General features: G+C 64.9%; 14 protein-coding genes. 8 read left to right on the forward strand and 6 right to left on the reverse strand.

What is annotated here, in order from left to right; all coding sequences use genetic code 11:
• Nucleotides 1-419: 419 nt before the first annotated feature.
• Together JOY90_RS08195 and JOY90_RS08200 are read right to left on the reverse strand one after the other, a co-directional pair.
• The gene (locus tag JOY90_RS08195; RefSeq protein WP_291690639.1) at nt 420-833 is read right to left on the reverse strand and encodes a PIN domain-containing protein; all 414 of its coding nucleotides are present in this window, start codon (nt 831-833) and stop codon (nt 420-422) included.
• A complete protein-coding gene (locus tag JOY90_RS08200; protein ID WP_291690640.1) occupies nt 830-1,744 on the reverse strand; it encodes a hypothetical protein in 915 nt (304 codons plus the stop codon). The genes JOY90_RS08195 and JOY90_RS08200 overlap by 4 nt, the downstream gene beginning before the upstream one ends.
• A gap of 360 nt (nt 1,745-2,104) precedes the next feature.
• Between JOY90_RS08200 and JOY90_RS08205 the strand changes: the two genes are divergently transcribed.
• Nucleotides 2,105-3,334, forward strand: coding sequence for an ABC transporter substrate-binding protein (locus JOY90_RS08205; RefSeq protein WP_291690641.1), 1,230 nt, complete (start codon nt 2,105-2,107; stop codon nt 3,332-3,334).
• 255 nt (nt 3,335-3,589) lie between these two features.
• Nucleotides 3,590-4,381 carry a CBS domain-containing protein gene (locus JOY90_RS08210; protein WP_291690642.1) on the forward strand — a complete coding sequence of 264 codons (792 nt, stop codon included), beginning with the start codon at nt 3,590-3,592 and terminating at the stop codon, nt 4,379-4,381.
• A 132-nt stretch (nt 4,382-4,513) separates the two neighbouring features.
• Here the strand turns inward: JOY90_RS08210 and JOY90_RS08215 are convergent, their stop codons facing one another.
• Nucleotides 4,514-4,687: a hypothetical protein gene (locus tag JOY90_RS08215; RefSeq protein WP_291690643.1), complete on the reverse strand. Its 174-nt coding sequence runs from the start codon at nt 4,685-4,687 to the stop codon at nt 4,514-4,516.
• 15 nt (nt 4,688-4,702) lie between these two features.
• Complete coding sequence (locus JOY90_RS08220; RefSeq protein ID WP_291690644.1) at nt 4,703-4,852, reverse strand: hypothetical protein; 150 nt, start codon at nt 4,850-4,852, stop codon at nt 4,703-4,705.
• Between the two features lie 164 nt (nt 4,853-5,016).
• Between JOY90_RS08220 and JOY90_RS08225 the strand changes: the two genes are divergently transcribed.
• Both JOY90_RS08225 and JOY90_RS08230 read left to right on the forward strand, forming a co-directional pair.
• Complete coding sequence (locus JOY90_RS08225; protein ID WP_291690645.1) at nt 5,017-8,607, forward strand: CHAT domain-containing protein; 3,591 nt, start codon at nt 5,017-5,019, stop codon at nt 8,605-8,607.
• A gap of 76 nt (nt 8,608-8,683) precedes the next feature.
• Complete coding sequence (locus tag JOY90_RS08230) at nt 8,684-10,390, forward strand: phospholipase D-like domain-containing protein (RefSeq protein WP_291690646.1); 1,707 nt, start codon at nt 8,684-8,686, stop codon at nt 10,388-10,390.
• A 158-nt stretch (nt 10,391-10,548) separates the two neighbouring features.
• On the opposite strand, the gene JOY90_RS08235 is transcribed toward JOY90_RS08230, so the two are convergent.
• Entirely contained in the window at nt 10,549-11,148 is a 600-nt protein-coding gene (locus JOY90_RS08235; RefSeq protein WP_291690647.1) for a TetR/AcrR family transcriptional regulator, read from the reverse strand.
• Nucleotides 11,149-11,444: 296 nt separating this feature from the next.
• On the opposite strand from JOY90_RS08235, the gene JOY90_RS08240 reads away from it, so the two are divergent.
• Genes JOY90_RS08240 through JOY90_RS08250 form a run of 3 tightly spaced genes read left to right on the forward strand, consistent with a single transcriptional unit; the run spans nt 11,445 to nt 15,272 of the window.
• Nucleotides 11,445-11,942, forward strand: coding sequence for a (2Fe-2S)-binding protein (locus JOY90_RS08240; RefSeq protein WP_291690648.1), 498 nt, complete (start codon nt 11,445-11,447; stop codon nt 11,940-11,942).
• Nucleotides 11,939-12,997: a xanthine dehydrogenase family protein subunit M gene (locus JOY90_RS08245; protein ID WP_291690649.1), complete on the forward strand. Its 1,059-nt coding sequence runs from the start codon at nt 11,939-11,941 to the stop codon at nt 12,995-12,997. Before JOY90_RS08240 ends, JOY90_RS08245 begins: the two co-directional genes overlap by 4 nt.
• Nucleotides 12,987-15,272, forward strand: coding sequence for a xanthine dehydrogenase family protein molybdopterin-binding subunit (locus JOY90_RS08250; RefSeq protein WP_291690650.1), 2,286 nt, complete (start codon nt 12,987-12,989; stop codon nt 15,270-15,272). The genes JOY90_RS08245 and JOY90_RS08250 overlap by 11 nt, the downstream gene beginning before the upstream one ends.
• 155 nt (nt 15,273-15,427) lie before the next feature.
• Here the strand turns inward: JOY90_RS08250 and JOY90_RS08255 are convergent, their stop codons facing one another.
• Nucleotides 15,428-17,413 carry a methyl-accepting chemotaxis protein gene (locus tag JOY90_RS08255; protein ID WP_291690651.1) on the reverse strand — a complete coding sequence of 662 codons (1,986 nt, stop codon included), beginning with the start codon at nt 17,411-17,413 and terminating at the stop codon, nt 15,428-15,430.
• Between JOY90_RS08255 and JOY90_RS08260 the strand changes: the two genes are divergently transcribed.
• Entirely contained in the window at nt 17,412-17,639 is a 228-nt protein-coding gene (locus JOY90_RS08260) for a hypothetical protein (protein ID WP_291690652.1), read from the forward strand. The two genes, JOY90_RS08255 and JOY90_RS08260, sit on opposite strands and share 2 nt — an antisense overlap.
• The last annotated feature ends 311 nt before the right edge of the window (nt 17,640-17,950 follow it).

Genomic DNA, 17,950 nt, shown 5'->3' on the forward strand with positions numbered 1-17,950 from the left:
GAGCGCGCTCGTCTCGCGCGCCAACGCGTCCATCGCATCCCGCCGCCCACGTCCGTGACGATCGCGAGCCGCCCCTCTTGTGGCGGCAGGACGGGCGCATAATGCCACTGATTTGGGGTCGGCGTCAAGGGTTTTTATGAAAATCAGAAGATGCTTGCGATGGATTGACGCGACCCGGGCAGTCCTGCGCACGAATCGCACGCGCGTGGCTCGTCCGGTTAGAAGCTCGCATAACGAGAGATCGGCTAGGTGAGCAGTTAAAAAAGCACTGTTGCTGTAACCATCAGCGGCGCCATTGTTGAGCGGCTTACGCCTTTGTCATCCGGCACATTCATGCTCGCGATAAGGAAGCACCTCGTCGGTATCTGGGCGGCGCGCGCATCAACAACGTGCACCGCTGTTCCTTCATCTTCTCGACTTCACGCCTTCAAAAGCGCCGTAAACCCCATCTGTATGTAGTGTTGATCGTCGGTTAGTGCTTCCGTGAGTTTGAGCCGTTGCATGATGACAAATGAAGCACAGTCCGTGAGGCTCCAGTCCTTATCGCCACGATCTTGATAGAGCCTTAGGGCATCCTGAAATAGTTGCCGAGTCTGAGGCACAACCTGAATCGTAGCGTCACCAGTTATTTCATTCACAGTCTGCGCGGCCAAGCCACGCAACTGACCCTTTCCGGAAAACATGTTCAGCACTTCCGCCAGTACCATGTCCGACGTGACGATCGAAAACTCACCCAGCTCTTGCGATACGGCCGTTGCGACATCATGGAGGCTGTCGCGTGGATGGATAAGTGCGACCCAATACCCCGTGTCAGCGAAGACAATCCGCTTCAATCGGAGCCGTCCTTGTGTCGATAAAGGTGCAGATCCACGTTTGTTGCAAGGTCGGCAGGAATATCAGCCCAGGCTTCTTCGGGCACAGCCGCGCCGATCGCGGCGAGACGCTGCCAGATGGGAACTTGATGAGTCACAGCAGGCCCGGGCTCGACGATTTCGACGCGATCAACGTTGCTGATCTGTTGAAGCGAGCCGTCTTCCGTCGAGTATTCCCCCTGACCGATCACTCTCAGTCGCCGGCTTGTATGCTCACCCAATGCCTCAAGGACGATCGCCTCCTGTTCTGCTCGAAAGCGACCGGGAACCTTGCGGCTATCTGGCAGCCGAAGCGTGAACCTGAGCCCATCCAAATCTGTGCCGCGAACCTCGCCCTGCAAGTCAACGCTGTCGCGGTAAAGGATGCTTTCCCAGGATAGAATGCGGGTCTTTACCAGGTTATCATATCGAGCGCCTTGTTTCCGCGCGGGGCCGGCCGAGACGGCAATGAACTCGTCGGGCCGCAGCATCTTGCCGAAATCTCGAAACAGAGGAATCACGTTACGGGGCAAATCCCTCGGCGGCGTATCGGAGGTCGCGGCGAGTTCGATAGAATGTTCGAGTAAACGTGCGGCTTCGTCGAGTTCGTCCTCAAATGGCAGCTCCGGCGCAGTGCGGCTGGGTGCGACGCGGACTAGCGGTACACCTGTGGAGCCGGCTTCGATTTTGAAGAACTTCAAGGAAATCTCAGCGTCAAAGTTCTTGGGGAGGCGCTCCCGGGTCGGATGTTTTCGCTTCCATAGCGTCTTCGCTGTTTCTTGGAGCAGCCGCTTGTAGGCGCTGATTTCCGGCAACACGTCGACATCAAGCCCATGGTCTTCGAACCGCGGGCCGCTGAAAGTCAATACCGTGATTTTTTTGTCTTTCAACATTTGCGCATCTTAGCCGCATTTAGGCAGATCGGCTAGCGAGGAGCGGCGGGCGTGTTCCATTGAAGCGCTGACCGGAGGCCAGGGAAAGTCGCCACATATGGGCTATTTCGTTCGTAGAGGACTAGCTGCAGCTGTTCAGATCGGAATGACGTGCTGTGTGCTGGTGGAGTTACGGTGACGGTGGTCACCGTAGTCATGGGCACTCGACCTATCGGCTTACCGGCGCGAACTAGACTAAATGACGCCCCCTGCGATCCCTTGTTGTCCGGATCACGCTGCGGGTATTGAATGCGTCGGAGGGGCGCACAAGACGCTCCGATCAAGACAATCGACACATTCAACCAGTCCAGGGAGATCAGAATGCCCGCTCTTCATGTGCGGTTGGCGGCCTTCTCGGCTGCCTTCCTGATTGCTGCTGCAACGTCGAACGCTGCGCTCGCGCAGAAGAAATACGACATCGGCGCCACCGATACCGAGATCAAGATCGGCAACATCATGGCCTATAGCGGGCCGGCGTCGTCCTACAGCGTCATCGGCAGGACCGAGGCGGCCTACTTCGCCAAGATCAATGCCGAGGGCGGCATCAATGGCCGCAAGATCAACTTCATCTCCTACGATGACGGCTACAGCCCGCCGAAGACCGTGGAGCAGGCGCGCAAGCTCGTCGAGAGCGATGAGGTCCTGCTCATCTTCAACTCGCTGGGGACCCCGCCGAATTCGGCGATCCACAAATACATGAACGAGAAAAAGGTGCCGCAATTGTTCGTCGCCACCGGGGCCACCAAGTGGAACGACCCGAGCGCATTCCCCTGGACCATGGGCTTTCAGCCCAACTATCAAAGCGAAGGTCGTATCTATGCGAGGTATATCCTCGAGAACATGCCCAATGCCAGGATCGCCGTGCTCTACCAGAACGACGATTACGGCAAGGACTACCTGAAGGGCCTCAAGGACGGCCTGGGCGCCAAGGCCGCTTCGATGATCGTCGCGGAGGACAGCTACGAGACCACGGAGCCGACCATCGATTCGCACATCATCAAGCTGAAGGCCTCCGGCGCCGACGTATTCTTCGACGTGGCGATTCCGAAGTTCGCGGCCCAGGCGATCAGGAAGGCCGCCGAGATCGAATGGAAGCCGACCCATTTCCTCAACAACGTCAGTTCCTCGATCAGCGCCGCGATCAAGCCGGCCGGTATCGAAAACGCGCAGGGCGTCATCTCCTCGGCCTACCTCAAGGACCCGACCGACGCCCAATGGAAGGATGATGCGGATATCAAGGCCTGGAATGCGTTCCTGGACAAGTATTATTCCGAAGCCAACCGCATCGATGCGAACGTGATCTATGGCTATGCCGTCGCGCAGACCATGGTTCAGGTGCTGAAGCAGTGCGGGGACGATCTGACCCGCGCGAACGTCATGAAGCAGGCGGCAAGCCTGCACGATTTCGCGGTCCGCGGACTTTTGCCGGGCGTGAAGATCAACACCAGCCCGACGGATTTCGCCCCGATCTCGCAAATGCAGCTCATGCGGTTCAAGGGCGAGACCTGGGAGCGCTTCGGCGACGTCATCAACTCGGACGTCGGTGGTTGACGCCGGACGATCCTGCTTGCCGAACAAGCAGCCCCTGCGCTCCGGCGCCGGGGCTTTCTGTCGCGAAGGCTCGGGCAATTGCCGTCGATGAGCCATGATCGAGAGTGCTTCGTTGTTTCGCAGCCATCCTTCGAGACGCCCGCCTTGTCCGAAGCTCCTCGTTTGAAAAACCCCTGGGCATGTGAACGAATTCACAATCGCCCCGCCCTGCCCATGGTTGGCTCGGTGCCACCGATGCTGTAAGCGACGGCCAACATGTGGACCTGGAAAGAAACCGCAACCGCCATCGTTGCCGTCGCCGTGCTCGTCGGCGCGGTCGCGCTGCGGAGCCTGAGTGCCGAAAAGGTTCAGGTCACGCTGCCGGACGCCCTCATCGCCGTCATCGCCGCGGGGTTGACGCTGTTCCTGGTCGGGGGAATCGACAAGCTGATCGTCGGCAACGGCGGCATCACGGTGGAGAAGGCCATCGTGTCGGCCGCGAAGCAGCCGGTCAATCCGCAGGTCACGCCGCTTCCCGTTGCGCCGCTCGAAGAGGCGCTCAAGGGCGGCACCAGCGAAATACCCGACTTCGTCCGGCGCCAGGTCCAGGCGCTCGAATTCGTGCTGGGCGCCGGGAGCTATGATCCGAACGCGATTCAGCAGTACCTGCAGACGCTGTCCAAATACCCGTTCCTCCGTTTCGTGGTGTTTCTCAATACGGACAGGAAATTCTTCGGGATGATGGAGGCCAAGAAGCTCCTCGCGCTGCTGGAAAGCCCGGGAGGCGGGCAGACGTTCGCGAGCCTGACGGCGTTGGTCAATCGAGGTTCACCTGACGATCAGCAGCAGCTTGCCAAGCTGGCGGGTTTCGTGCCGGCAAGCGGGGCGGTCAAATCCGATGCCAACAAGCGCGAGGTGCTGGAGCAGATGGAGACCAAGAACACCGATTGGCTGCCTGTCATCAAACCAAATGGGCAGTTTCAGGGCGTGGTCGATCGCTCGCGCCTGATCGCGAGTCTCATTCTCGACGTGACGGACCGGGTCGAGGCAGCGACGCCCAAACCATAGACGAGCGATCTTGAAATTCGAATCATATCAGCGTCCTCCGACCTCATCCTGAGGAGCATCGCGCGAGCGATGCGTCTCGAAGGATGAGGTCGGAGCGCTTGGGAGCGACAGGTTGCAAGGAATCGCTCGTCCTCACCGGCTCTCGCGCCAGGCCCAATAGGCATAGGCGCCGAACACGACGGGGAAGATCACGGCGAAGATCCTGATCAAGCCGTAGTTCTCGAGGGGAAGGGTGGCGGCGCAGCCGACAACGATAATAATAGTGCAGGCAACGCCAAGCCAATCGATGCGTCGCCGTCGCTTCATCGACCAAGGCCTGTCTCAATGCAGTGCCTGAATTATTCCAGTTCCGCGAACCGACTGCAACATTCCCGCCTCGTCGGTGGCGGCGCCGAGGCGGGAATGAAGAATTGACGGCTGCGCCGAAAGCTGCTTCGGCGGTGTGAGCGGCTTCACAATACCGATGGCCATGGCGTGACAGAATGGCGTGACAGAATGCCGTGGCGCGGCGTGCCGCGCGCCCGTTGACTTAACCTTCGGTTGTGACAGCATCATCGTCTATTTTTGAAGATGTAATCCCCGCGCCACCTGTCGCCTGACGGCGGCGATGTCGCATTCCAATTGCGAGAGCGGACGTGCTGGAGAGCAAGATAAGCCGGAGCGCCGGGGCAGACGCGGCGGACATCTCCATCAAGGCGGCGGCAGCGCCGCCGCTCGAGGTCCGGATCAAGCTCGTTCACGGCGGCCTGACCAACGTCACGACGGAGGTCGCGGTCGGCGCGCGCTATGACGGCCTCGCCTTCGCCGGCCCGACCAAGGTGTTCGACCACGTGCTGGATTCATGGCTGACGCGGGCCGTCGACCTCGGCATCATCGGCTCAGCGCTCGGCCAGCTGATGCCGATCAACCTCGCCGATTTCCACAAGGCCGACAAGCTCAAGGCCAGGACGCTGCTGCTGGCCGGCATGGGCGAGCCGGGCCGCTTCGCGCAGGACGGCGTCCGCTTCATCTTCTCCAACATCATCGTCACCATCAAGGCGATCGGCGCCGGTGAATTCGCGACGCCGCTGCTCGGCACGCGGCGCAACGAGCTTCCGATCGGTGATGCGGTGCGCGGCCTGGTGCAGGGCATCTGCGACGGCTACGAGCGCGCCTGCGCCATCGCCGACAGCGTGACGGAAGCCAGGGAGGCCTTCCAGGCCGTGGTGCAGGCACCGCTCACGGTCAAGCTCGCGCACGAGGACAAGCAGAAGCTCGACCGCATCAGGGCGGCGCTCGGCGAGATCGGCGTGCTGCCGAACATCACGCTGCATCTCGATGACGAAGACATCGTCGTCGACCCCGACCCGATCCTCGAATCGACCCGCGCCGACATCGAGCCGGCGCCCCCCATCACCTACCTGCGCGTGACCCAGAGCCAATCGGCGGCCGTGAGCCTCGCCCGCGCCAAATCCGCGGAGCCGGCGAAACGCAAGAAGCCGACCAAGGCGATCGACCAGTTTCCGACCGACGTGTTCCAGTTCTCGGCCCTGTCTGACGTCGCCGTGGTCCCGCAGCGGGAGCAGGAGGTCAATGCGCATCTGTTGCGCGATCTGGCCGACGAGATGACGAATGTGTGCGAACAGGCCTCGCGTGAGGATCTCACGCCGGCTCAACGCCTGGCGCAGGCGGCGGAGGAGCGCCAGGAGCAGGGCGATTTCTTCACCACGCTGGTGATCCCCGAGGATTTCCGCAAGCTGATCGAGGGGCCGGCGAGCGTCACCCTCGAGGTCGACAACACCACCGCCCTGTATCCGTGGGAGATGGCGGGCTACGAGAAATTCGCCGGCGAGCCGCTGTTCCTCGGCACCAATGTCGCGATCTCGCGCCAGTTTCGCACGGTGCTGGCGCCGCCGCCGACGTCGCCGCCGGCGCTGAACGGCAAGCTGAAAGCCCTGGTCATTGCCGACCCCGCGGCGGGGCCGCTGCGGCTGCCCGGGGCGCGCCGGGAAGGCAAGGCCGTCGTCGAGGTGCTGCAGAAGGCGCAGGACGTCTGGGGCGATCAATATGAGATCGAGGTCACGCTGCGGATGGGCTCGAAGGACGAAGGCGCCATCCCGGAGCTCGATCAGGCGCGCAAGCACGGCGTCGTCAAATGCGCCAGGAGCTGCGATTCGCTCGAGCTCGCGAAGCTGCTGGTCAGGAAGCAGTACGACCTCGTGCACTACGCCGGCCACGGCTTTTGCGACCCGAAGACGGGGCAGACCGGCTGGGTGTTCGCCGCCGATTGCGTGCTGTCCGCGAAGGAGATCTTCCGCGTCCGCCAGGTGCCGCGGCTGGTGTTCGCCAATGCCTGCTACTCGGCGGTGACCGGCGACAACCGCCAGACGCAGCGCGGGCACATGACGGGCCTCGCCCAGGCCTTCTTCGGCCGCGGCATTCCCAACTATATCGGGGCCGGCTGGGAGGTCGACGACGACTGCGCCGTGACCTGCGCGAAGTGGTTCTATGCCGGCCTGCTGGGACTGACCGATCCGGATGGCAGCGGCCTCGCCCTCGACCCGCTGGATTCGACCATCGGCAGGGCGCTGCGGACGGCGCGTCGCAAGGCCCAGGAGAGCGACCCCGCCTCCTCGAGCTGGGGCGCGTATCAGCACTACGGACATGTCGACGACCGCCTGGTCGCGGTGGCGAATCCGCAATCGGTCGCGGTCACCGCGGTCGCGGCCGCGCCCAGCATCGCACCCGCAGGCCCGGCGCCATCAGCGGCGCCGGCGCCGGCAAAACCCGCAACCAAGGTCTCCATCATGAGCACCAGCACTCCCGCCGACGACGACCCGAACCTCGTCTATGTCAACGGCATCAACGCCAATACCGGCCAATACGCGGTTCCGCCGCGCTCGATCGACGACATCGCAAGCCAGGTGTCGAAAAATCATGGCGCCGATACCTTCTCCGACACGCGGAAAGAGGCGACCCGCTTCGCCCTGCCGCCCGGCAAGACCGAAAGCGTGAAGGACGTCGGATGGGGCATCATCTTCCCCGCCGACACGGCCCAGCCGATCCGCGACGCGCTGAAACCCTTGATGGACCTCCGCGGCAAGCAGGGTGGCACGCTCGTCAAGGAGCTCGACTACCGGCCGGGCGAGCAGGTGCGCCAATGGCTGGCCCGCAACGGCGTGTCACCCGGCACGCTGCTGCCGCGCAAAGTTCCCTATTACCTGCTGCTGGTCGGTTCGCCCGAGCAGATCCCCTATGAATTCCAGTATCTGCTCGGCGTCGAATATGCCGTCGGCCGCCTCGCCTTCGACGCGGCCGGCGACTACGAGCAATATGCCCGCTCGACGATCGCCTATGAAGGCGGAAGGTCGGTCCCCAACGCGAAGAAGATCTCCTATTGGGGCACGCGCCATCTCGGCGACGGCGCCACCCGGCTCTCCTCGACCTTCCTGCTCGATCCCCTGATCAACGGCATCGCCGATGACGGCGTCGACCCGATCAACAAGCTCGCCTCGGTCGACCAGGAGCTGTTTCTCGCCAAGAACGCCACCAAGGCGAACCTGCTCGCCACGCTGCACGCAGCCAGGCCGCCGGCGCTGCTGTTCACCGCTTCCCACGGCATGCAGTTCAATGCGGGACAGGCCGAGCAGGCGGCCGGACAGGGCGCGCTGTTGTGCCAGGACTGGCCGGGCTTCGGCGACGTCAAGCCGGAGCATTATTTGACCGCCGCCGACATTGCCGACGACGCCAATGTCAGCGGCATGGTGGCGTTCCTGTTCGCCTGCTTCGGCGCCGGCACGCCGGACAAGGACCAGTTCCTCAAGGACCTGTCGCAGGCCGCCGACGCGCCGGCGCTGGCGCCGGAACCGTTCATCGCCGCCTTGCCGCGTCGGCTGCTGGCGCATCCCAAGGGCTCGGCGCTCGCGGTGATCGGCCACATCGACCGTGCCTGGGGCTTCTCGATGCAGTCGCCCAGCGTCTCCACGCCGCAGATCGGCACGTTCGAAGGCAGCCTCGGCGAGATGCTGAGCGGCAAGCCGATCGGACATGTGATGTGCACCCGGTTCGGCGCCCGCTATGCCGACCTCTCGGCCATCCTGCTGAGCGCCACGTCGCCGACCGCATCCGCCGGCGACCGCCTCGCCGACCGCGACCTGGTCGGCTCCTGGCTCGAGCGCAACGACGCGCAGAACTACGTGCTGCTCGGCGATCCCGCGGTCCGTATCCGCAACGACATTCTCACCTGACCGTCACACGGCGGTGGGCCAAGTTCGAATAGAAGTCGGAACAATTGATTCGTAGCCTGTCATTGGGAGAACGTCCATGAATGAGTCAGATATCCCGCAAGTATCAGCCGCGGTGAAGGCGGCCTTCGCGCCGATCATGAAGGCAATCGATGCGGCTCGCGCGCAATTGTCCGAGACGGCCGGCGTCGTGACGGTGCGGCCCGGCTACAAATATCCACCCGAAGGCAAGCCCGTTCCCGCGATCGTCGTGGCGGTGACGCCGGGCACCGCACCGGTGCAGGACACCAAGCTCGAAGGCGAGTTCGGCGTCCCCTGCACGGTGATCGACGCGACGGTGGAGGAGCAGGTCGCCGCGGCGCGGAAGCAGCCGGTCTCCTTCGGCACGCCCGGCGGATCGATGGTCTCCGCCTTCGAGCAGATGATCGGCGGCGTCGGCGCCTTGGACTTCGCACCGCCGAAGAGCGGCAGCTACAAGCCGCCTTCTCCTCCCGACCTGCCGCTGGTCGATGAGAAGATGGAGCTGACGATCTGCGTCAGTCCGGAGGCCGGCTGGGGCGAGCTCGAGACCTTCCTCGGCGCAACCAAGGAGACACTTACGGTCGCGATGTATCAGTTCACCGCGCCGCACATCTTCAAGGCGATCGAGCAGGCGGTGAGCCCTGCGGGGCGCAAGCTCGAACTGATCCTGCATCCGGTGCCGGAGAAGCCGGCGAAATCGGGCGTCAAGGCCAACGACCTCAACGAGGAAGCGGACGTGATCGAGCCGCTCGAAACCGAGATGAAGCGCCGCTTCGAGCAGACCTGGGCCACGCTCGTCTCCAAGAAGAATCCGGACGGATTGTTCGCTTCCGCCTATCACATCAAGGTCGCGGTCCGCGATTCCAGCGCGGTCTGGCTCTCCAGCGGCAACTGGCAGTCGTCGAACCAGCCGGACGTCCATCCCTTCGCCGACAATCCCGACGAGCTGCCGGCCGGCTTCCAGCGCAAGTACAACCGCGACTATCACGCCATCATCAACAACGACAAGCTCGCGTCGATCTACGAGTTCTACATCAAGCGCGACTTCGAGCTGTCGGCCGCGCAGGCCGGCGAGGACGTGAGCTTCGCCCAGCCCGACAGCCTCGCAGCTGACGTCGAGGTGTTCGTGCCGATCGAGGCCGAGGAGGCGGAAGAGTTCGCCAAGCCCAAGCAGCTGTTCCCGCCGCTGCGCCTGAACCGCAAGGTCAGCGTGCAACCGCTGCTGACGCCCGACAATTACGCCGAGAATGCGTTGAAGCTGATCCAGTCCGCGAAGGAGAGCGTCTGGTTCCAGAACCAGTACATCAATTTCCGCGGCACTGACGACGACTTCACCGAGTTCAAGCTCCTGGTCGGCGCGCTGAAGAAGAAGATCGATGCCGGCGTCGAGGTGCGCGTCATCTGCCGCGACCTGATGAAGCAGGAAAGCCTCGACGTGCTGATCGGGCTCGACTTCCCGAAGGAGGTGTTCCGCTTCCAGCCCGCCTGCCACAACAAGACGATCATCGTCGACGGCAAGATCGTGATGTTCGGCAGCCACAACTGGTCGAACGAAGGCGTCAAGACCAACCGCGACGCCAGCCTGATCTTCGACGACCAGGAGATCGCGGCCTATCTCGCCAAGGTCTACGACTACGACTGGAACAACCTCGCCACCGCGCATCCCGCCACGGCGCGCCCGCGCGTCGCCAGGGAGGGCGAGCCGACCCCGCCCGGCTTCAAGCGCGTGCCGCTGTCGGACGTGGAGGATGACGGCGAGGGTTGAGACTGGCGTAGCTGCGTAGGGTGGGCTAAGGCGCGTAAGCGCCGTGCCCACCATTGTCTCAGCAGACTCGACAGCACGGTTTTGAATGGTGGGCACGCTTCTGTCTTTTCGTGGCGTGCTACTGTGCAGGCGGCCGCTTAGCCCACCCTACGCACCTCTCACTTCTTCCGCCGCGTCGGCGCGCTCACCCGCAAGCCGTCGATGAGCACGTCGAGCATGCGCACCACGCCGGCCTGCCAGCCTGGCTGATCGTGCAGCAGGCACATGCCGACCAAAGTGCGCAAGAGGTCCTCGGCGCTGACGTCGGCGCGGACGTCGCCGGCCGCGACCGCGCGGGCGAGCAGGCCGCCGACCGCCTTGGTCAGCCGCGCGAAGGAGAAGATAGTCAATTCCGAGGTGCCGGAGGTGGCGATTGCCAGCGCCGCGGCCATGCCCTTCTTGGTGGCGACGAATTCGACATTGGCGCGCAGCCAGAGCCGCAGCGCCTCGACGGGCGCGGCCTCGCTCTGCAGGCGAGCGGCGAGATCGGAGAGCTGCTCGACCTCGCGCCGGTACACCGCCTCGAACAGGGCTTCGCGGGTCGGGAAATGCCGGTACAGCGTGCCGATGCCGACGCCGGCGCGCCGCGCCACCGCCTCCAGGCTCGCCTCGACGCCGCCGGCGCTGAACACCGCCTTGGCGGCCTCGAGCACCCGCTCACGATTGCGTATCGCGTCGGCGCGCGGCTTGCGAAGCCTTTCCTCGGTCTTAACTGGCATCCCGCTGCCGTCGTTCATCTGCTCTCGCATGCACCATAAGAGAACTGTCGAACCAAATCACACTAGAATCGTTGCCGTTCCGCGTGTCGTGCTCCGGTGCATGCGGATCAGGTCACCATCTCTTGAATGGCGGCGGATTGATAACCGGAGGCATCCTCCGTATAAGAGGCGCGCGCTGGCTGCCCGGCTCCCTCGATCGCTCGGCGGCAGGCGCGCACCCGGGATCAATTCGGATCGCGGCCCGTAAGGCCGTGACCGCGGCGGTCCGCAAGACAACAGCCGATCGGAACACTGCTATGAATCTGCCTCTCAGCCTCACCGTCAATGGTGAGCGGCGCGAACTCGTGCTCGACGACCCGCGCGTCACGCTGCTCGACCTGCTGCGCGAACGCCTCGAGCTCACCGGCACCAAGAAAGGCTGCGACCGCGGCCAATGCGGCGCCTGCACGGTGCTGGTCGACGGCAAGCGCGTCAATTCGTGCCTCGCGCTGGCGGCAAGCCAGGATGGTGCCGAGATCGTCACCATCGAGGGCATCGCGCAGGGCGGCAGACTGCATCCGGTGCAGGCCGCCTTCATCGAACATGACGGGCTGCAATGCGGCTTCTGCACGCCGGGCCAGATCATGAGCGCGATCGGGCTGATGATGGAAGCCCAGACCGGCAGCGACCCCGAGCGCATCCGCGAAGCCATGAGCGGCAATCTCTGCCGCTGCGGCGCCTATGCCGGGATCACCGAGGCGGTGCTCGAGGCGCAGAAGATGCTCGGCACCTCGAAGACGGAGCGTGCGGCATGAACCGGTTCGATTATGTCAGGCCGGCTGATACCGCCGAGGCCGTCGCCGCCGCGTCCGAACCGGGCGCCGCCTATCTCGCCGCCGGCACCAACCTGCTCGACCTGATGAAGGGCAATATCGTCCGGCCGACCCGGCTGGTCGATGTCTCGCGCCTGCCCGGGCTCGATCGCATCGAGTGGCAGGCGGATGGAAGCTTGCGCATCGGCGCCCTGGTCAGGAATGCCGATCTGGCCCATGACGCCGCCTTCGCGAAGAGCTGTCCCGCGATTGCCGAAGCGCTGCTGTCCGGCGCCTCGGCGCAGCTCCGCAACGCCGCGACCGTCGGCGGCAACCTGCTGCAACGGACGCGCTGCAGCTATTTCTACGACACCGCGAGCCGCTGCAACAAACGCGCGCCGGGCACGGGCTGCGATGCCCGCGAGGGCGACAATCGCCTGCACGCGGTTCTCGGCTGGAGCGAGGGCTGCATCGCCACCCATCCGTCCGATTTCTGCGTGCCGCTCGCGGCGTTCGATGCGATCGTGGAGATCGAGGGCAGGAACGGCCGGCGCGAGATGGCACTCGACGCGCTCTATCCGCCATCCGGTGCTGCGCCGGAGCGCGACAATGTGCTGAAGCCGGGCGAGCTGATCACGGCGGTGCGGCTGCCGGCCTCGGCCAGCGCCTTCGCGGGGCATTCACGCTATCTGAAGGTGCGCGAGCGTACGTCCTACGCCTTCGCGCTGGTCTCTGCCGCGGCCGGACTCGCGATCGAGAACGGCACCATCAGAGAGGCGCGGCTCGCGCTGGGCGGAGTTGCGCCAAAGCCGTGGCGTGCGCGTGCCGCAGAGCAGGCGCTCGCGGGCGCCCATGCCGACGAGACCGCGTTCCGTCGCGCTGCCGCCGCTGCGCTCGACGGTGCAAAACCGTCCGGCGACAACGCCTTCAAGATCGAGCTTGCGCAGCGGATCGTCGTGCGCGCGCTGACTCTCGCCGCACAGGGCACGCCGGATCGCGTCCCTGCCCTGCCCGCCTCGCCCTTCTCTTCCGTTGCCGGAGTCCGTCATGTCGCCTGAGATCAACCTGACCCGCGATCCCGCGCATCTTCGTCATGGCTCGAACATCGGCCAGCCCTTGACCCGCCGCGAGGGTATGCTGAAGGTCACCGGCGCGGCGGGCTACGCCGCCGACAACCATCCGCCGGGAATGCTCTACGCCGTGCTGGCGACAGCCAGCATCGCGCGCGGCCGCGTGACCTCGCTCGATGTCGAGGCCGCCAGGCGCCACCCCGGCGTCGTCGAGGTGATGACACAGATGAACCGGCCCCCGCTCGCCGAGGACCCGGACGCCAAGACCAATCCGTTCATGTTCCGGATGGATCTCCTGCAGAATGATCGCGTGCGCTACGCCAACCAGGCGATTGCGGTCGTGATCGCCGAGACGCTGGAGGCGGCGACCGAGGGCGCTGTGCTGCTGTCGCCGCGCTATGAGGCCGAGCCCGCGCGCGTCGGCCTCGATTCGAACGAAAGCTACGCGCCGCCAGCCGTCGGCGTCGGCAACCCGGCTTCCGTGCAGCATGGCGGCGACGTGGAGAGCGCGCTTGCCGGCGCGCCGCATCGGATCGACGCCACCTACGAGACGCCGATGCAGTACCACAACGCCATGGAGCCGCATGCGATCGTCGCGTCATGGGACGGCGATCGGCTGTCGATCGATACTCCGAGCCAGGGCATGGCGATGGCGCAGGGACGAATCGCCGGCCTGTTCGGCATCTCGCCCGACAAGATTCACATTCGTAGCCCGTTCCTCGGCGGCGGCTTCGGCTCCAAGGGCCTGGTGAAAGGACCGCAGGTGCTGGGCATTCTCGCCGCGAAGCTGGTCGGACGACCGGTCAAGCTGGTGCTGCGGCGGGAGCAGATGTACGGCCCGGTCGGCCACCGTTCGCCGAGCCGGCAACGCCTGCGCATCGCGGCTGCCGCCGATGGCAGGATCGCCGCGATCGATCACCACGCCAGGATTGCGACCTCGAGCTTCGATGACTTCTACGAGCCCGCGGCCGACGCCTCGCATACGCTGTACGCCAGCCCTGCGCTCGCGACCTCGCACGAGGCGGTGCGCACCGATGTCGGCACGCCGCTGTTCATGCGCGCCCCGGGCGAGGCGACCGGATCGATAGCGCTCGAAAGCGCGATCGACGAAATGGCTTTCGCCTGCGGCCTCGACCCGCTCGCCTTTCGCCTGAAGAACTACGCCGAGGTCGAGCCGGCGACGGGCAAGCCGTTCTCGTCGAAGGCGCTGCGCGAATGCTATGCCCAGGGCGCCGAGCGCTTCGGCTGGTCGAAGCGATCACTCCAGCCGCGCACCATGCGCGACGATGACGGCTTCCTGGTCGGCTGGGGCATGGGCACGGCGACCTTCCCGGCCCTGATGTTCGCCGCACAGGCGCGCGCGGTGATCCGGCACGACGGCTCCGGGGTGATGGAGAGCGGCACGCACGACATGGGCCAGGGCGCCTGGACCGCCTTCGCGCAGATCGCCGCCGATTCGCTCGCGCTCGACCTCGACCGCGTCGCGTTCAAGGCCGGCTCCTCCGATCTGCCGGATGCCGGCATCGCCGGCGGCTCGGCGCATACCGCGACCGCGGGCACGGCGATCCACAATGCGGGCGCGGCCGTGATCGGCAAGCTCGCCGAGCTTGCGACCTCGGATCAGCGTTCACCGTTGTTCGGCGCCGGCAATACCGGCGTGGTGGCACGCAACGGCCGCCTGTTCCGCCGCGACGACGAGAGCCGCGGCGAGAGCTACGCCGACATCCTGACCCGCGCCGGCCTTGCCGAGATCGACGCGCAGGGCAGCGGCACGATGGACCCCGCGGCGCAGTCGAACTACGCGATGCACGCCCACGGCGCGGTATTCGCGGAGGTGAAGGTCGATCCCGATCTCGGCCAGGTTCGCGTCAGCCGGATGGTGGGAGTGTTCGCGGCAGGCCGCGTGATCAATCCGCGGATGGTGAGGAGCCAGCTCCTCGGCGGCATGATCTGGGGCGTCTCGTTCACCCTGCACGAGCAGGCGATCATCGATCACCGCTCGGGGCGGATCATGAACGCCAATCTCAGCGAATATCATGTGCCCGTGAATGCCGATGTCCCGCGCATGGAGGCGTTCACCGTCGACGAGCTCGATCCGCATGTGAATCCGCTCGGCATCAAGGGCGTCGGCGAGATCGGCATCACCGGCTCGGCCGGAGCCGTGGCCAATGCGGTCTGGCATGCGACGGGCGTCCGCGTCCGCCGCTTCCCGATCCGGATCGACGATCTGTTGACCTCGGAGGTGGCCGGTAGGGTGGGCTAAGCGGCCACGTGCACATCGGCGCGCCACGCAAAGACAGAAGCGTGCCCACCATTCCGAGCGAGGCTGTCGAAACAATGGTGGGCACGTCGCTCCGCGCGATGCGAAGCATCGTCGCGTCCGCGCCTTAGCCCACCCTGCGGCTCGGGGTTGGCCGCTCAAGCGGCCTTGCGGTCGATGTTCGCGGCGAACCAGCGGCGATAGGCTTCCCACTCGCTGCCGGTCTCGAACTCGACATGAAGCGCGTCGTTCTCGCGGCCGCGGACGACGAAGCGCAACGTCGAATCGCAGCCCTGGATCCCGAACGTGCCGGCCTCGTTCATGGACAGGTCCGGCACGCCCTTGATCCAGGCGCCACCCTCGGAGATGTCGGTAAGCGCGGCGCCCGGCTGGGCGCCGGCGCGGCAGGTGATGGAAATCGGCAGGCTGGAATGGAAGCGCTGCCAGCGTCGGCGGTTTGCCTCTTCGGTCGAGGTGCGCACCACCCGCACCAGGATCGACTGCAGCGAGCCAAGGTTGGACGACACCTGGGTAATCGCACGGCGCACGTCGCTGGCCCGGCCATCGACCGAATTGGCGTCGCGGCTCACATCGCCGATCTTCGCGGAAACCTCCTGCGCGGCGGCGGCGGACGCCGCCACCGAGCGGCCGATCTCCGCCGTCGCCGCGTGCTGCTCCTCGATTGCGGCCGCGACCGAGGATGCCACCTCGTCGATCTCGGAAATTCGGCCGCCGATGCCTTCGACGGCCTCTACGGTGGCCGTCGTCGCCGACTGCACCTCGGCGATCAGCCGGGAAATTTCCTCGGTCGACTTCGCCGTCTGATCCGAGAGCGACTTCACCTCGGCGGCGACCACGGCAAAGCCGCGGCCGGCCTCGCCGGCGCGCGCGGCCTCGATGGTGGCGTTCAGCGCCAGAAGATTGGTCTGCTCCGCGATGCCGCCGATCAGAGCGGAGACCTCGGCGATCTTGTTCACCGCGCCCGAAAGCGACTGGATCGTCTCCTGCGCCTTCTCGCGGCCTGAGACTGCGGTCCTGGTGATCGAACTGGCACGCGCCACCTGCGAGGCGATCTCGCGGATCGAGCTCGTCATCTGATCGGCCGCGGCGGAGACGGCCTGCGCGCTGGCGAGCGACTGCTCCGATGCCGAAGCCACGGCGGTCGCCTCCGCTGAGAGGTCCCGCGCGAGGTCCAGCAGGCCCGAAGCCGCGGTCTCGACGTCACGCGATGCGCCCGCCACGGCCTCGACCGATGCGCCGGTCTCGCGCTCGACGGTATCGGCCATCTGCAAAGCGGCCTTGCGCCGCATATCCTCGGACTTCGCCCAGTCGTCCTTCTGCCGGTCGTGCAGGCGGGCATTGTCGAGCGCGTTGTCCTTGAAGACGGCCAGCGCCGCGGCCATCGCGCCGATCTCGTCACTCCGATTGGCGAAGGGAATTTCGGTGGACAGCTTTCCGCCGGCGATCTGCCGCATCGCCTCGGTGATACGCACCAGCGGCCGAACCACGCCGAGGCCCAGACCGAGTATGCCGAGCACCACGACCGCAAGCACCAGGGCCGACACCGCCCACACCACATAGGAGATACCGGTGTCGCGCGCGGCGGCGGTGGCCTCCATATCCGAATTCAGCTTGTTGGCTTTCTCGACCAGATCGTCGATGACCGCGCGATGGGCGGCATAGGCCTCGCTCACGCGCGCATAGGCCGCTTCCGCCTTGTCGAGCTCGTTCGTGTGCAACGACGGCAGCAGATCGTCCACCGCCTGCCAGAACCTGCTCACCTCGGCATCGGACTTCTCGACGAGCAGGGTCTTCAGGGTCGGCTGAAGGTCCGACTTGGTCCAGAACGCCTTGCGGTCCTCGTAATCCTTCTTGAGCTGAGTGAGCTTCTTCTCATGCTCGGCGGCATTTTTCGGCTCACGCAGGGCAAGCGTCGTCTCGAGATAGGCCTCGAGAACATATTCCGGCGGCGGCAGGATGTCGGCGACGAGGTCATTGCCGAGCTTGATGTTCGCATAGAGCGGCCCGCCGACCTTCAGCTCCCTCAGCGCGTAGGCGCCCGTCAACGCGACCGATGCGAAACCGACGGCCAGCACGAGGCCAAAGACGGTGATGGCCGCCGAGATCGAAAGGCGAAGTTTCATGTCTGCTCACATCGATGCGGTGAGGTCGATCGCCAACGCGACCGTCATCAGTGGGAAAGGGAAAGGACTTGCTCCAAAGGCCTTCGAATCCTCGCAATTCGGCTCTGCGACCCGGTTAATTTTCCAAGCCGTAAAAATGCGGGGGCGTGGCGCGCACGTCTGGCCTGTCGATTCGAAGGACATCGTCGATCGCGACGAACTCGCGCGCACTCTTAAGCGGCATTAACCCGCTGTCCCAAAGCGACACTTCGCAGACGCTCCATTAAGCCATTCCTCAGCGTTGATTAGGGCCCTGTTAAGCACCAGAAACGCTTTGTCTTCCAATGCGTTGGATTGAAAATCGCTGTGCTCGGCGCGCGACAGCAATTTGTTCAAATGCGTTTTATCTGTCGGCCATGGAGGGGCGCCTGACACGTGGCGTCTCTTGGGTCATGTGTTTGGAGTAAGTACCATGAAGACGATTCTGCTCGCTTTCGTCGCGGTCGCCGCGCTTTCCGCTGCGCCCGCAATCGCTGCCGATCTCGGCGCGCGCACGCC

Origin of the sequence: Bradyrhizobium sp. (assembly GCF_019242285.1) — a bacterium.
Lineage (GTDB): Bacteria > Pseudomonadota > Alphaproteobacteria > Rhizobiales > Xanthobacteraceae > Bradyrhizobium.

Bases quoted from the DNA above. Each gene is read 5' to 3' on its own strand.
- JOY90_RS08220 (WP_291690644.1), bottom strand. From the start codon at position 4,852: ATGGCCATCGGTATTGTGAAGCCGCTCACACCGCCGAAGCAGCTTTCG.
- JOY90_RS08245 (WP_291690649.1), top strand. From the start codon at position 11,939: ATGAACCGGTTCGATTATGTCAGGCCGGCTGATACCGCCGAGGCCGTC.
- JOY90_RS08255 (WP_291690651.1), bottom strand. From the start codon at position 17,413: ATGAAACTTCGCCTTTCGATCTCGGCGGCCATCACCGTCTTTGGCCTC.
- JOY90_RS08200 (WP_291690640.1), bottom strand. From the start codon at position 1,744: ATGTTGAAAGACAAAAAAATCACGGTATTGACTTTCAGCGGCCCGCGG.
- JOY90_RS08235 (WP_291690647.1), bottom strand. From the start codon at position 11,148: ATGCCAGTTAAGACCGAGGAAAGGCTTCGCAAGCCGCGCGCCGACGCG.
- JOY90_RS08205 (WP_291690641.1), top strand. From the start codon at position 2,105: ATGCCCGCTCTTCATGTGCGGTTGGCGGCCTTCTCGGCTGCCTTCCTG.
- JOY90_RS08215 (WP_291690643.1), bottom strand. From the start codon at position 4,687: ATGAAGCGACGGCGACGCATCGATTGGCTTGGCGTTGCCTGCACTATT.
- JOY90_RS08260 (WP_291690652.1), top strand. From the start codon at position 17,412: ATGTCTGCTCACATCGATGCGGTGAGGTCGATCGCCAACGCGACCGTC.
- JOY90_RS08250 (WP_291690650.1), top strand. From the start codon at position 12,987: ATGTCGCCTGAGATCAACCTGACCCGCGATCCCGCGCATCTTCGTCAT.
- JOY90_RS08210 (WP_291690642.1), top strand. From the start codon at position 3,590: ATGTGGACCTGGAAAGAAACCGCAACCGCCATCGTTGCCGTCGCCGTG.
- JOY90_RS08230 (WP_291690646.1), top strand. From the start codon at position 8,684: ATGAATGAGTCAGATATCCCGCAAGTATCAGCCGCGGTGAAGGCGGCC.
- JOY90_RS08240 (WP_291690648.1), top strand. From the start codon at position 11,445: ATGAATCTGCCTCTCAGCCTCACCGTCAATGGTGAGCGGCGCGAACTC.